This window comes from Trichococcus sp. (assembly GCF_049589555.1).
Taxonomy (GTDB): Bacteria; Bacillota; Bacilli; order Lactobacillales; family Aerococcaceae; genus Trichococcus.
Map to the genome: position 1 here is coordinate 1 of NZ_JBAWAZ010000310.1, position 14808 is coordinate 14808.

Sequence of the window (14808 nt, forward strand, 5' to 3'; positions counted from 1 at the left end):
GATGGCTACCGTCCTGGGCGGGTACCAAGGAGCTTTCATGGTTCCCACTGAAATTTTGGCGGAACAGCATTATCGCACCCTGCAGAGCCTGTTCGAATATACCGATGTCTCCGTTGCCCTGCTTACCGGCAGCACGAAGGCAAAGGACCGAAAAGAATTGTTGCACCGGCTTGCTGAAGGGGACTTGCATATCCTTATCGGGACGCACGCACTGATCCAAGAGGATGTCGTTTTTGCCGACCTTGGCTTGGTCATCACCGATGAGCAGCACCGCTTCGGTGTTCAACAAAGGCACAAGCTGAACGAAAAAGGGAATAACCCGAATGTATTGTATATGACTGCCACGCCGATCCCGAGGACGTTGGCGATAACCACGATGGGAGAAATGGACGTTTCGGTGCTCAATCAGATGCCCGACGGCAGAAAACCGATCAAAACCATCTGGAACAAATCGGACAAAATCGAAAATGTACTTGAGTTCATCCGGAAACAGATGGATAATGGACAACAGGCGTACATCATCACACCTCTGATCGAGAAATCCGAATCACTGGACGTCAAGAACGCGGAAGATGTGCATCAAGCAGTGACAGCCTATTACAAAGGGAAATACCAGATTGGTCTGTTGCATGGCCGTCTGAAGTCGGAAGAAAAGGATCAGATCATGCGCCGTTTCCAAAACAACGAGCTGCAGGTTCTGGTATCTACGACAGTCATCGAGGTAGGTCTGAATGTGCCGAATGCAACAGTGATGGTCATCCAAGATGCCGATCGATTCGGACTGTCACAGCTCCACCAATTGCGGGGTCGAGTGGGCCGGGGAGACAAAGAATCCTATTGTGTGTTGGTTGCCGATCCGAAAACCGATAACGGTAAGGAACGCATGCGCATCATGGTGGAGTCGACTGACGGTTTCTACCTGAGCCAACGGGATTTGGAACTGCGCGGACCGGGTGATCTTTTCGGCAACAAACAATCCGGCTTGCCCGATTTCAAATCCGGAGATATCGTGCGGGATGCCGTCATCTTGGATATTGCGCACAATGACGCTATCCAAATCACACGCGAACAAGACTTTGGAAGCAACCCAGCCTACGAAAGTTTGCGGGAAGCAGTCGAACGCGAAAAAGAGAAGTTAAAGAGATTGCAGTGAAACTAACAAAAGTGAGGTATACGATCTATGAAAATCGCTGTCGATGCGATGGGCGGGGATTTTGCGCCCCAAGCAATAGTAGAGGGCATTTTAATGGCTGCCAAAGAATTTAATGATTTAGAATTTTTGCTTTTTGGTGACGAAACCAAAATACGCAAAGCTTTAGGGAATCAATATGCCGAAGATGGGAAAATCACGATCGTTCATACGACCGAAAAGATCGAGAGCGACGATGAACCCGTCAAGGCAATCCGCAGAAAAAAACAAGCTTCCATGGTGCTTGCTGCTCAAGCAGTCAAGAACAAAGAAGCCGACGCTTTATTTTCGGCAGGGAATACCGGAGCGCTTCTGGCAGCCGGATTATTGATCATCGGCCGGATCAAAGGGATCGACAGACCCGGCTTGATGCCGATTCTGCCAGTCATCGGCAAAGAGAATGAACAGTTCCTGTTGATGGATGCAGGCGCAAATGCTGACTGCAAACCGGAAAACATCTACCAGTTCGGGCTTTTGGGCTCGTATTATGCCAAGTTTGTGCAAGGCATCGACAATCCAAGGGTCGCTTTGTTGAACAATGGTTCCGAAGCAACAAAGGGCAGTGAACTGTCCAAAAAAGCCTATGTGTTATTGGAAGAAGACTCCGAACTCAATTTCACAGGCAATGTTGAAGCGCGGGAAATTTTGCTTGGTGCTGCGGATGTCGTCGTGACGGATGGCTTCACCGGGAACGCTGTCCTGAAGACGATGGAAGGCACGGCAATGTCCTTGCTGAAGTTGATCAAAACCCAATTGCTTTCAGGCGGCCTGAAGACAAAAATCGGTGGAATGCTGATCAAGGATTCCTTTTCGGAAATCAAGGATACGATGGATTATTCGAAGCATGGAGGAGCCGTTCTTTTCGGATTGCGTGCGCCGGTCGTCAAGACGCATGGATCTGCGGATAAAGTCGCTGTCTACCACACAGTGAAACAGATCCGCAAAATCATCAGTTCCCACGTCATCGATGATGTCGTGAAGCACTTTGATGAAATGAATGCCCAGCCCGTAAGTAAAACTGAGCAGGAATAAAAAAATATAGACAAAAGATTAGTGTATGGGTAAAATAGATGTGAGCCTTTACAAAATATTTTCAGGAAATGTGATGTAATTGGTTATGGAACGATAATGGAGGTGTAACGCTTGGCAGATACAATTACTTTTGAGCGAGTAGCCAAGATGGTTATTGAACGATTCGGTGTCGATGAAGCAAAAGTTACGAGAGAGTTGACTTTCCAAAACGACCTTGGGGCGGATTCATTGGATATTGTTGAACTCGTTATGGAACTGGAAGATGTCTTTGCTGTACAGATTTCCGATGAAGATGCTGAGAGGATAATCACAGTAGGAGATGCAGTCGACTACATCGATTCTCAAAAATAAGAATCGCAATAATTTAACGACAGAAGCAACGTTGACGGTTTTCAAAAGCCAATGTTGCTTTTTTTTCAGGCCAAGAGGATTGATTATGGCAGAAATATGAAATGCATTAAAACTGAATGAAATAGCGGTTGTTTTTGCATGTGCTTAAACGTATAATGTTAGGAGATATTTCATCAAGTTTGTTATATAAGCATGGAAGGAGGCGCACGATGGGAATTGGAAGACCTTTGCTGGAGATAAACGCATTGCACACCGCATTCCGGATGCAGGATAACTATTACGATGCAGTGGATGATGTTTCCTTCAGTCTGGAAAAAAATGAAATTTTGGCGATTGTAGGAGAGTCCGGCTGCGGGAAAAGTACCCTGGCCACAACAATCGTCGGACTCCATAATAAGGCGAATACCCGAATTTCGGGAGAAATCATCTATCAGAACCTGAATCTTATCGATCTGAATGAAGCGCTTTATAACCGCATTAGAGGAAACGATATCGGGATGGTTTTTCAAGATCCTCTTTCGGCCCTCAATCCTTTGATGACGGTAAGTGAACAGATAGAAGAAGTGTTGCTTTACCATTCCAGGATGACAAAAGAGGAACGTGCGCTGCGTGTGAGTGAATTGTTGGTCCAAGTTAAAATGGAGGATCCGGAAGGGACAGCCACACGCTACCCGCATGAGCTGTCAGGGGAAGCGCGCCAGCGGGTCGGCATTGCCATTGCTGTCGCCTGTGAGCCGCCGATCATCATCGCGGATGAACCGACGACCTCTTTGGATGTCACTGTTCAAGCTCAAATATTGGATCTGTTGAGCGAAGTGAGGGACGACACGGGTGCGGGAATCATCCTGATCACCCATGACTTGGGTGTCGTAGCCGAGATTGCGGACAGAGTAGCCGTCATGTATGCGGGCCAGATTGTCGAAACAGCCGATGTCGTTGATCTGTTCACGGATCCGAAGCATCCGTATACCCGTTCTTTGTTGCGTTCAATGCCGCAAGCGAATGGCACCCTCGAATCGGATTCCGGGGAACTCTATGTGATTCAAGGGGATGTCCCTTCCCTGCAACAGTTGCCTAAACAGGGCTGTCGTTTTGCCGGACGGATTCCATGGATCCCATTTTCCGCACATGAACCATCACCCAAAATGCACGAGATTTCTAAAGGGCATTTTGTCAGGTGCACGTGCCATGAGTCCTTCCGTTTTGAAGGGGAGAGTGAATAAGATGGGGCTTTTGGAAATCAAAGATTTGAAGGTTCACTACCCGCTAAAGAGCGGCTTCTTATCCAGCAAAAAGAGCCTTGCGGCCGTCGACGGCATCAGTCTTTCCTTGGAAGCAGGGAAAAATTACGGTCTGGTGGGCGAATCAGGGTCCGGAAAATCAACTGTTGGAAGAGCGATCGTCGGATTGGAGCGGATAACTGCCGGCCAAATCATTTATGAAGGCACTGACGTAACCGCTGCGATAGCCAAGCGGAAATCAGACCACAAACGCAATGTCCAGATGATTTTTCAAGATTCGGGTGCGAGTCTGAATCCGAAAAAACAAATCGGACAGATCATTTCCGAACCTTTGCATAATTTTGAGCAGCTTTCCCAGCAGGAAGAAAAAAAACGCGTGCTGGAACTGTTGGAAATGGTAGGGTTGGCGGGAGATACGCTGCGGAAGTATCCTCACGAATTCACCGGTGGACAGAGGCAACGCATTGCATTGGCAAGGGCGGTTGCACTGCGGCCAAAGTTTGTCATAGCTGATGAACCCGTTTCGGTATTGGACCTTTCCGTTCAGGCGCAAGTGCTGAATTACATGAAACGCATCCAAGAACAATATAAACTCAGCTATCTGTTCATTTCTCATGACCTAGGCGTCGTGAAGCAGATGTGCGATGAATTGGCCATCATGTACCGAGGAAGGTTCGTTGAATACGGAGACAAGCAGGACATCTATCTCAACCCGCAGCACATCTACACGAAAAGGCTCCTTTCCGCAATTCCGAACTTGGATCCGGGCAACAGGGAGTTGCACAAGCGTTTGCGGCGGGAAATAGAATCAGAATATAAACAAAGCATGGAGAGTTATCTGGCTAAGGGCGGTCGTGTTGGGGATTTGATCCCGTTGTCGAAAACGCACCGGATTGCCGGAAAACCATCGAAAGGAGAGCGTTAACGATGTGGAACAGAATTCTGAGACGCTTCTTCTTTATCATTCCGCAACTGTTGGCGTTCAGTTTATTGGTGTTTGCGCTGGCGCAATGGATGCCCGGAGATCCTCTGACTGGGCTGATTGTTCCGGGGATGGACCAGAGTAGCGTTGACGCGATCCAAGCGAGCGCGGTTCTGGATAACCCGTGGTACATCCGGTATCTGCAGTGGATCACAAATATGCTCAGAGGGGATTTCGGCCTCAGTTACACTTACCGGATGCCTGTGGGTGTTCTGGTTGCAGCAAGGCTTGGCAACACGCTTTGGTTGGCAGCGGCCTCGCTCTTGTTGTCGTATCTGATCGCTGTTCCGCTTGGCATTTATGCAGGGCGTTTTAATGGCTCTTTGGGAGATAAAATCATTCGGTTTTTGAACACCATCAGTTTTGCCTTGCCGATATTTGTTGTTGCCTTGCTGCTGGTTTGGCTTTTTGGATTTCAACTGGAATTGTTTCCTACGCGGGGGATGCCCTTGTTGCCGAAAACGCAGGGTGTATTTGCCTCTCTTTGGAATAGGCTCCACCACTTAGCGTTGCCGGCACTGGCTTTTGCCCTGTCGGCATCTGCAGGCAACATCCAACGCTTAAGGTCGGGCATCATCGAGGCAAAGCAAGAAGATTATGTACTGACAGCCCGCTCAAAAGGCGTTCCGGAGAGCATGGTGTATCGGAGGCACATCTTCAGGAACGCGAGTATGCCGGTAACTTCTTTGTTGGGCTATGACATTACCGGTTTCATAGGGAGCAGCATCTTTATCGAATACATCTTTTCCTATCCGGGAATCGGCCGGTTGTTCATCAGTTCTTTAGAATCACGCGATTTCAGTGTCATCGTTGCCTTGTTGCTGATATATGGGCTGGCTGCTTTGATTGGCACGGTAGTATCGGACATCATTTTGACCATTGCGGATCCGCGCGTCCGGATGAGATAGCAAGAGGAAAGGGGGGATATGTTGAATACGGAGGAAGAAAAGAAAGCGGGAAGAATGGAAGAGTTGAAGACGGAGCTCGCCTCCGTTGCGGCAAGCGAGAACCGTTTGAGCCACGAAGTGAATGAGGAAACAAAAACTGTTGTCGATTTCCGCGGCATGCTTGGAGAATTCCGAAAAGACAAGTTGGCGGTCATAGCATTGGGTACGCTCGTTTTGCTCTTGTTGCTGGTCTTTGTCGGCTCCCTTTTTTTTGATGCGAGTCAAGTCATGCAGGTGGATCTGTTGAACAGGTATGCTTCGCCTGGGAAAAACCATCTGTTGGGGACGGATGAAGCGGGACGGGATGTGCTGGGCCAGCTGTTGCTGGGAGCGCGCACCTCGCTGCTCGCCGGGACCGCCGTGACAGCCTTGACCGGATTCATCGGAATCGGCTTGGGTCTGCTGTCCGGTTATTACGGTGGTTTCCTGGATGGCCTGCTTATGCGCTCCATTGAATCCATCATGGTTCTTCCGGCAAGTGTGTTTGTTCTCGTGCTCGTATCCATCGTATCGGAATACAATCTCTTTACGTTCATATTGCTTATGAGCGCATTCAGCTGGGCGGGGAAATCAAAGGTTTTTCGAAACCGGACGCGTGCGGAGGCCAAACGTGACTATGTGCGGGCATCCAAAACTGCAGGGACAAACGATTGGCTGATCATGGTCCGTGAAATCCTGCCTAATTTAAGTTCACTGGTCATCATCAATACGACTATGTCTTTGGCAAGGAATATCGGGATGGAGACAGGCTTGAGTTTTTTGGGCTTAGGTTTGCCGCCCAACGTGCCGAGTATAGGCAATTTGCTGCGTTATGCAATTGCCCCTGAAGTTTTTGAAAACTATACATGGGTATGGTTACCAGCATCCACACTCATCTTTGCAGTTTTATTGTGCATCATTTATGTCGGACAGTCATTGCGGCGTGCGGCAGATGCTAAACAAATGCAAGCATAATAAGGAGGCTGAGGAATGCTGAATAAAATGATCGTTCCCTTCTTGTTTGCTGCGCTGCTGGCCGGCTGCGCAAACAAGGAGGTTCTATTGGGAACGGACGGGGATTTGTCTGATCCATCAGCTGTCATACAGGAATTCGACACTGTCATGAACAGCGATGCCCCCGCCATCGCCGGCGGAGTGCTGAAATATGCTTTGGTTGCCGAGTCATCCTTCCAGGGTATCTTCAGCCCTGTTTTTTCAGAGGATGCGTATGATGAGGAGCTCATGGATTTTTCCCATGAATCCATTTTTTCGTACGATGAGGAGTTTCAGTTTACGCAAGATGGCATGGCCACTTTTGCACAAAATGAAAATTTAAAAACGGTGTCGATCACTTTGCGGGATAACCTGAAGTGGTCGGATGGAGTGGCACTTACTGTCGACGATATCCTTTATGCCTATGAGGTGATTGGGCATCCGGACTACGCCGGTTCCCTTTATGGAGAGTCTTTCGCGAATGTCGTGGGCATGACCGAATACCATGAAGGCACTGCGGATTCGATTGTCGGTATCGAAGTTTTGGATGATACACACCTCACCATCGCTTTCGAAGAATTGAATCCATCCCTTTTGCAGGCGGGAGGAGCCTTATGGAGCCAACCGCTGCCAAGGCACCAACTGGAAAGCATCCCTGTATCGGAAATGGCGCGTTCATCCCAACTGCGTGAGCAACCTGTCGGGTCGGGTCCGTTCCGGGTCAAGGCGATCGTTCCGGGCGAGTCGGTCCTTTTTGAAGCCAATGAGTATTATTGGAAAGGGAAACCGAAGTTGGACAATATCCTTGTGGAAGTAGTCGGTTCGGCAACAATCGTTTCCGAAATGGAAGCTGGAAATTACGACGTCGCTATCATGCCGACGAGTTCTTACGAAAGCTACAAAGATTTCGACAATATAACCTTGTTGGGCAGAGCGGAATTGGCGACAACTTACATCGGGTTCAAACTGGGATCCCAAGACGTTGAATCAGGCGCCAACAGCCTTAATCTGAGTTCCAAAATGGCGGATGCGGCATTGCGGCAAGCGATGGCATATGCGCTGGACAACGAATTTGTCGCTGCGGTCCTTTTCGATGGGCTGCGGCAGCCGGCAAACGGCATGATTCCGCCAGTGTTCGAAGGGTTCAGTGATGAGGAGGCAGTTGGCTTCAGTTACGATCCTGTGAAGGCCTCAAGTCTGCTGGATGAGGCCGGCTATCTGGACAGTGATGGAGACGGTTTTCGGGAAACGCCGGACGGAGAGCCGCTCAAAATCAACTTTGCGGCCGTTGCAGGGGGAGACGCGACGGAGACGGTTGTTGCCTACTATATCCAGCAATGGGAAGAAATCGGTTTGGATGTTTCGCTCGCAACAGGAAGATTGATTGAATATCAGAAATTCCATGACATGCTTGCATCCGACAGTCCGGCAATTGATGTCTATCAGGCAACCTGGGGGACAGGCATGGATCCCAATCCGACCGAAATGTTCGGTCGTACCAGTGCTCTCAACTATACCCGTTGGACCAACGAAAAGAATGATGCTTTGTTGGGTCAGATCAATGCGGCGGCTGCCTCGGACGAAAATACGCGGACGGGAATCTATCAGGAATGGCAATCGTTGCTGTTCGAGGAAGCACCAGTCATCCCCACTTTCTGGCGTACGCAGATTTTTGCCGTCAACAACCGCGTCAAGAACTTCAATATCCGCTATGGCGCAACCAGAGGGTGGGAAACCATCGAACTGACATCTGAAGAACCAGTCCGGTAATGCGCATTCCGTTTATTTATCAGAAATGAGGAAGAGGCCCGGACTTTTGTCCAGGCCTCTTTTCGCGTGGCAGGGACAGACTGTTTGGAAACTAAATTTGCGTGCTTATGGAACGCATTTGTCGTATAATGAAAAAGGACTAAATTTTCAAAATTAGCTTGACAGCATGGAGTCCATACAAGGAAAGGAGGGAACGAATTGGAAAAAATAGTCAAACAAATAGCAACTGACTTCTCGATTGTTTTTAGGAACGAGAAACTTTTGCATGAAGCTTTTACCCATTCATCTTATGTGAATGAGCATCGTCATCTGGCATTGCAGGACAATGAACGATTGGAATTTTTGGGCGACGCGGTCTTGGAGGTCGTCATCTCCGATTATTTGTTTCATACTTATGATACGTGGCATGAAGGCAAAATGACCCGTCTGCGTGCGCAGATTGTCTGCGAACCAAGCTTATCCGCTTTCGCGAAGGACTGTCATTTCGACTCTTATATCCGTTTGGGTAAAGGGGAAGAGAATATGGGCGGAAGGCAACGTCCGGCTTTGCTGTGTGATGTATTTGAAGCGTTCATCGGGGCCGTTTACCTTGACCAAGGAATCGAAGCCGCCAGAAAATTCATAAACCAAGTCATGATCACGAAGTTAAACGAGGATGCTTTTTCACATGTGATGGATTATAAGACCAGCCTCCAGGAAGAACTGCAAAAAAATGGGGACGTGGATATCCAATATATCCTTCTGAACGAAGACGGGCCTGCGCATGCAAAACAGTTTGATGTGGAAGTGCGGGCATTCGGAAAAGTGCTGGGTCAAGGGCAAGGCCCAAGCAAAAAAGCTGCTGAACAGAAAGCGGCACAAAACGCTTTGGAATCTTTAAAAAAATGAATAGCAAGTTTCACCGGAAAGGATGTTATCTTTGCATCTTGAGAGAATAGAAATGTCGGGTTTCAAATCATTCGCCGACAAAACCGTAATCGAATTTGATGAAGGTGTGACAGCGGTAGTAGGGCCGAACGGAAGCGGCAAGAGCAACCTTTCGGAAGCTGTCCGCTGGGTACTGGGCGAACAGTCCGCAAAAAATCTGCGCGGGAAAAAAATGGACGATATCGTTTTTGCCGGATCGCAGACACGCAAGCCTGTCAACATTGCGGAAGTTACCCTCATCCTGAACAACGAGGACGGATTCCTGCCGCTGGAATTCAGCGAAGTGAGCATCACCAGGAGATACAACCGAAATGGCGACAGCGACTGTTTCATCAACAAAAAGCCTTGCCGTTTGAAAGACATAACAGAATTATTGATGGATTCGGGCATCGGAAAAGACTCCTTTTCCATGATTTCGCAAGGGAAAGTGGAACAGATTTTCCAGAATAAACCCGAGGACAGAAGGATCATCCTTGAAGAGGCAGCTGGGGTAGCCAGATACAAAAACCGCAAAACGAGCGCCGAACGGAAGCTTTCCCAAACGGAAGAGCATCTGAACCGGATCGAGGACATCCTGCACGAAATCAACAGCCAACTCGCGCCTCTGGAACTCCAACGGAAAACGGCTTTGGCATACAAGGAGAAAAAAGCGTCATTAAGCGAGATCGAAATCGCTTTGACCGCTTCCGAAATTGAACGGCTCAATGCGCAGTGGCAAACGAGCAAACGAGAACTGGCCGATTATGACCGGAAAATCAGCACGGAAGAACGCTCTCTTGCGAGCACCCAGACTGCTTTGCGGGAACTGAAACAAAAGTTGGATGTGTGCGACGAACAGTTGGAAGCCCTGCAGACCGGCTACGTCACTGTCATCCAGAAATTGGAACAGCTGGAAGGGCAAAAGCAGGTTTTCCAGCAACGGGCGCTGTACTCGTCAAAGAATCAAGAAGAGCAAGCCCAGATCATCGCTGAAAAAGAGGCGCTGATAAAGACTGAAAAAGCCAATCTGGCGGCCTTGCGGACCGAGCTTGCGGCGAAAGTGGAAGCGAGGAAGGAACTTTCGGAAAAAAGAGCGAGCTTTTCCGAAAAAGAAGCGCAACTGACGCAAAACAAGGCAGAGCTTGTCCAGCAACTCCGGAACGATTACATCAACAGGCTGCAGGAACAATCCAGCAACCGGAACACAACCGTCCATCTCGAAAAAGAAATGACGCTTGCAACTGAACAGGAGCACCGTTTCCTTTCGAAAGGTGACGAACTCAGGAAGAATCTGCGCCAATTAAAGGCGAAACAGCAATCTTTGAATGAAGAATACGTCCAGTTTGTGGAAGAGAATGCCAATCTGGAATCGGAACTGCAGGACTGTAAACAAAATAGCTTCCAGCTTGTTTCCAAACTCCAACAACTGAACGCGGAGCTGGATACCGTAACCCGGAATCTGCAGCAGGCGGAAGCCCGGCGTGAGAGCCAGCAGGAGTTGGACGACAGCTATGCCAGTTATTATCAAGGAGTAAAGGAAATGCTGAGGAGAAGAGACAGCGTTCCGGGTATCCGTGGTCCCGTTGCTGAATTGATCCAAGTTCCCGAAAAATATACCTTAGCTATAGAAATCGCTCTGGGAGCCACGATGCAACATATTGTGGTGGCCGATGAACGCACCGCATCCCAATGCATCGGCATTCTGAAAGCTCAACACTTGGGGCGCGCCACGTTTCTGCCGATGACAGTCATCCAAGGCAAGATTTTGCCAGCGGCTGTGCGGACGACATTGGCAAACAGTCCCGGATATATCGGCATCGCGAATGAGCTGATCGGTCATGAGGAAATGTACAACGCAATCGTCAGCAGTTTGTTGGGGACAACGATCGTAGCGTCAAATATCCAGGAAGGTTTGCAGATTTCCAAGAAATTGCAGAGCCGTTATCGGATCGTAACCCTTGAAGGGGATGTCATCCATGCTGGCGGATCGATGACGGGTGGCGCGACAAGGCGTCAACAAGAAGCATCCTTATTGGCCCGCAAAAACAATCTGAACAAGCTTACCGACTATGTGCAACAGTTGTCCGTCCAATACAATCAGCTGAAACGAGAGCAAGAGAAATGGTCGCTGCAGCAACAAAGTCTGCAGGAGGAACTGGATGATAAACGCCAAAAAGCGACTATCAAACAGTTCGAACTGCAGCAAAGAGAAACTTCCCTGCAGCAAGTGACAGCTGAAATCGCAACGAAAGAAAAAGAATCGGCAGCACATGAATATGAAAAGCGCATGTTCTATGAAGAGAAAGAGGACAGACAAACGCGATTGGCCCAAGCCCAACAAAATTTGCTCGTCCTCAACAGCGAAATCGACCAGCTTCAGAAGGATATAGCGGAATCCAGCCTGGATGAAGAGGAGCGCTTGAAACTGCTGCAGGACGTCCAGTCGAACCGGCAGCAAGCAGACCAAGAACTTGCGGTCCTGCAGGAGCAGGAAAAGCAATTGCGGCGTGACGTGAAACTGTCGACTGAGCGCATCCAAACGGAGCAGGAGGCCATCAGCTCGCTGAAAGGCAAACAAGATCAAGTCGCCAAGCTGGCCGATACGGAGACGCTGACCATCCAAGAAATCACAACGCAGCTGAAGTCCACTACTGCAGAAAAAGCTGGATTCGATGCAGATTTGAGACAGTTGCGGGAGCATAAAAAGCAAACCGAACAGAATCGTGCCGTTCAGGAAACCGAACAGAACGAAAAAAATAAAAATCTCCAAAAATTATGGAGTGAGCACGCCAAGCTGGAAACGAATGCCGGGCGCTATGAAATCGCAATTGACCATCACCTTGCGCATTTGAGCGAGGAGTACGGTCTCAGCTTTGAAGCCGCGAAACAAGAGCATCAGTTGACCCAGGAGCCCGAAGAGGCAGCCCGCCAAGTGAAAAAGCTGAAAAAAGACATCGAAGAGCTGGGTCCGATCAATATGGGTGCAATCGAGGAATATGATCGTATTTCCGAAAGGTTCACATTCCTTTCGGAACAGCAAACGGATCTGCTTTCCGCCCGAGGTAACCTGCTCAATACGATGAACGAAATGGATGATGAAGTCCGCTTGCGTTTCAAGGAGACTTTCATCCAGATTAAAAAGCAATTCGAAAAAACCTTCCCGAAATTATTCGGTGGCGGCAAAGCGACGTTGGAACTGACGGATCCGAATGATCTGTTGGAGACCGGCATTGAAATTGTGGCGCAGCCGCCAGGCAAGAAACTCCAGCAGCTCAGCCTGCTCTCCGGAGGGGAAAAAGCGTTCACTGCGATTGCGCTCCTGTTCGCCATCATCGAGGTCAAACCGGTGCCTTTCTGCATTTTGGATGAAGTGGAGGCTGCCTTGGACGAAGCAAATGTATCCCGTTTCGGAAAATACTTGGCGGCATCAACCGAATTGACCCAGTTCATCGTGATCACCCACCGCAAAGGCACGATGGAAGAAGCGGATGCATTGTACGGTGTGACCATGCAGGATTCCGGCGTATCCCGCCTGGCATCAGTCAAATTTGAAGATTACGAAGACATAGGTTAAGGGGATGAAGATAAATGATTAAATTGATAGCACTCGACTTGGATGGCACGTTGCTGAATCCTGATAAAAAAATCAGCGATGCGAATAAACAGGCGATCCACCGCGCCCGGGAAGCCGGCGTGAAGATTGTCCTTTGTACGGGACGCCCGCTCATGGGCATCAAAGCTTATGTTGATGAACTGGACCTGCTTCAAGCAGAAGATTACTCGATCACCTATAACGGCGGATTGGTCCAAAAGAATAAAACGTCGGAAATCATTTCCCAAAAGGTGCTGAACTACGGGCAGATCGTGGAACTCTATGATCTGAGCAAAGAACTGAACATCCCGATGAACATGTTGGATCTGGAGTCAGTATACGAACCGGAGTATCCGCAAGGCCGGGAGTCCTTGTACAAGAGCCTGCAGAGTTCGAGTTTGCCGTTCGTTGAAAAAAAGATCGAAGACTTTCAAGCACAGCATGCGTTCAATAAAGTTGTTTTTTGTATCGCGCCTGCTGTCTTGGATGAAGCGATCGCCAAAATACCGGCGGACTTCTACAGCAAATATTCGATGATGAAATCACGTCCGCTTCTGTTTGAAGTCATGCATCCCGAAGTCGACAAAGGCAACGGCATCGCGGCTTTATGCGATCATCTGGGCATCACTGCCGATGAGGTCATGGCCTGCGGAGATGAAGAGAACGATCTGGCGATGCTGGATTTTGCGGGCGTAAGCGTCGCGATGGGCAACGCTCCCGATAAGATCAAGGAACGGGCGAGCTTCGTCACGAAGACAAACGGGGAAGATGGCGTCGCACACGCAATCGAAACGTTCGTCTTTGCGTAAAAAGAGGCTAGCATAAGAAAGGAAGTGTTCAGATGGGATTATTTGATCGAATAAAACGCGCATTTACAGGTGAAGATGTCGTTCAGACACCGGTAACCGAAGAAAATAAGATTGTCATCGACAAATTCGACAAGGGCATGGAGAAGACGCGCAAAAGCTTTTCAGAGAAGATGAATGAACTATTCGCCGGTTTCAGAGAGGTGGATGAAGAGTTTTTTGACGACCTGGAGGAAACGCTGATATCCGCAGACGTTGGTTTTGATATGACACTGGCACTTTCGGATGTGCTGCGTGATGAAGTCAAGATGAAAAACGTGCGCACCGGAGAACAAGTGAAGAATGTCATCATCGAAAAAATGGTCGAAATCTATGAAAAAGGCCAGACGGAATTGCCTACCATCAAAATAAATGAAAACGGGCCGACCGTCATCCTGTTTGTGGGCGTAAACGGAGTGGGGAAAACGACGACCATCGGTAAGTACGCTTATCAGTTGAAGAACCAAGGGAATAGAGTATTGTTGGCGGCCGGAGATACTTTCAGGGCCGGCGCAATCGAACAGCTGGAAGTTTGGGGGGAACGCGTCGGTGTGCCGGTCGTGACGAGCGATGCGAAAAGTGATCCCGCTTCCGTCGTGTATGATGCGTTGAAGCAAGCCAAAGAAGAAAACTACGACTATCTGCTGATCGATACAGCAGGCAGACTGCAGAACAAAGTGAACCTGATGAAGGAATTGGAGAAGATCAATCGGATCATCGCCAGGGAAATCCCTGGCGGCGCAACCGAAACGTTGTTGGTGCTTGATGCCACGACGGGTCAGAACGCTTTGATACAGGCGAAGCAATTCAAGGAGACGACGGATGTCACCGGCTTGATCCTGACTAAGCTGGATGGCACGGCGAAAGGCGGCGTCATCCTGGCGATCCGCCAGGAAATGGATATACCCGTCAAATTCGTCGGTTTGGGCGAAGGTTTGGATGATCTGCAGGCGTTCGATCCGGAACAGTACATCTACGGAC

The 14808-nt window shown here is 49.0% G+C and carries 12 protein-coding genes; all 12 read left to right on the plus strand.

Annotation, left to right across the window (positions count from 1 at the left end; genetic code table 11):
- Positions 1 to 1153, plus strand: a 1153-nt coding sequence (locus WBV27_RS11020; protein ID WP_424202034.1) for an ATP-dependent DNA helicase RecG, incomplete at its 5' end; no start/stop codon positions are given.
- Between the two features lie 27 nt (positions 1154 to 1180).
- Positions 1181 to 2221 (plus strand): phosphate acyltransferase PlsX, encoded by a 1041-nt coding sequence (gene plsX, locus WBV27_RS11025; protein WP_424202036.1) that lies wholly within the window; start codon positions 1181 to 1183, stop codon positions 2219 to 2221.
- Positions 2222 to 2332: 111 nt separating this feature from the next.
- A complete protein-coding gene (locus WBV27_RS11030; RefSeq protein WP_086628147.1) occupies positions 2333 to 2572 on the plus strand; it encodes an acyl carrier protein in 240 nt (79 codons plus the stop codon).
- 209 nt (positions 2573 to 2781) lie between these two features.
- Entirely contained in the window at positions 2782 to 3795 is a 1014-nt protein-coding gene (locus tag WBV27_RS11035) for an ABC transporter ATP-binding protein (RefSeq protein ID WP_424202038.1), read from the plus strand.
- A gap of 1 nt (position 3796) precedes the next feature.
- The gene (locus WBV27_RS11040; RefSeq protein ID WP_424202040.1) at positions 3797 to 4738 is read left to right on the plus strand and encodes an ATP-binding cassette domain-containing protein; all 942 of its coding nucleotides are present in this window, start codon (positions 3797 to 3799) and stop codon (positions 4736 to 4738) included.
- Between the two features lie 2 nt (positions 4739 to 4740).
- Positions 4741 to 5703, plus strand: a complete 963-nt coding sequence (locus WBV27_RS11045) for an ABC transporter permease (RefSeq protein WP_424202042.1) — start codon at positions 4741 to 4743, stop codon at positions 5701 to 5703.
- A 156-nt stretch (positions 5704 to 5859) separates the two neighbouring features.
- Entirely contained in the window at positions 5860 to 6696 is an 837-nt protein-coding gene (locus WBV27_RS11050; protein ID WP_424202054.1) for an ABC transporter permease, read from the plus strand.
- A 15-nt stretch (positions 6697 to 6711) separates the two neighbouring features.
- The gene (locus WBV27_RS11055) at positions 6712 to 8484 is read left to right on the plus strand and encodes an oligopeptide ABC transporter substrate-binding protein (protein ID WP_424202044.1); all 1773 of its coding nucleotides are present in this window, start codon (positions 6712 to 6714) and stop codon (positions 8482 to 8484) included.
- A 198-nt stretch (positions 8485 to 8682) separates the two neighbouring features.
- Entirely contained in the window at positions 8683 to 9372 is a 690-nt protein-coding gene (rnc, locus tag WBV27_RS11060; RefSeq protein WP_424202046.1) for a ribonuclease III, read from the plus strand.
- A gap of 31 nt (positions 9373 to 9403) precedes the next feature.
- Positions 9404 to 12964 carry a chromosome segregation protein SMC gene (gene smc, locus WBV27_RS11065; RefSeq protein ID WP_424202048.1) on the plus strand — a complete coding sequence of 1187 codons (3561 nt, stop codon included), beginning with the start codon at positions 9404 to 9406 and terminating at the stop codon, positions 12962 to 12964.
- Between the two features lie 14 nt (positions 12965 to 12978).
- A complete protein-coding gene (gene yidA, locus WBV27_RS11070; RefSeq protein ID WP_424202050.1) occupies positions 12979 to 13791 on the plus strand; it encodes a sugar-phosphatase in 813 nt (270 codons plus the stop codon).
- A gap of 32 nt (positions 13792 to 13823) precedes the next feature.
- On the plus strand, positions 13824 to 14808 hold a 985-nt coding region (gene ftsY, locus WBV27_RS11075; RefSeq protein WP_424202052.1), incomplete at its 3' end, for a signal recognition particle-docking protein FtsY.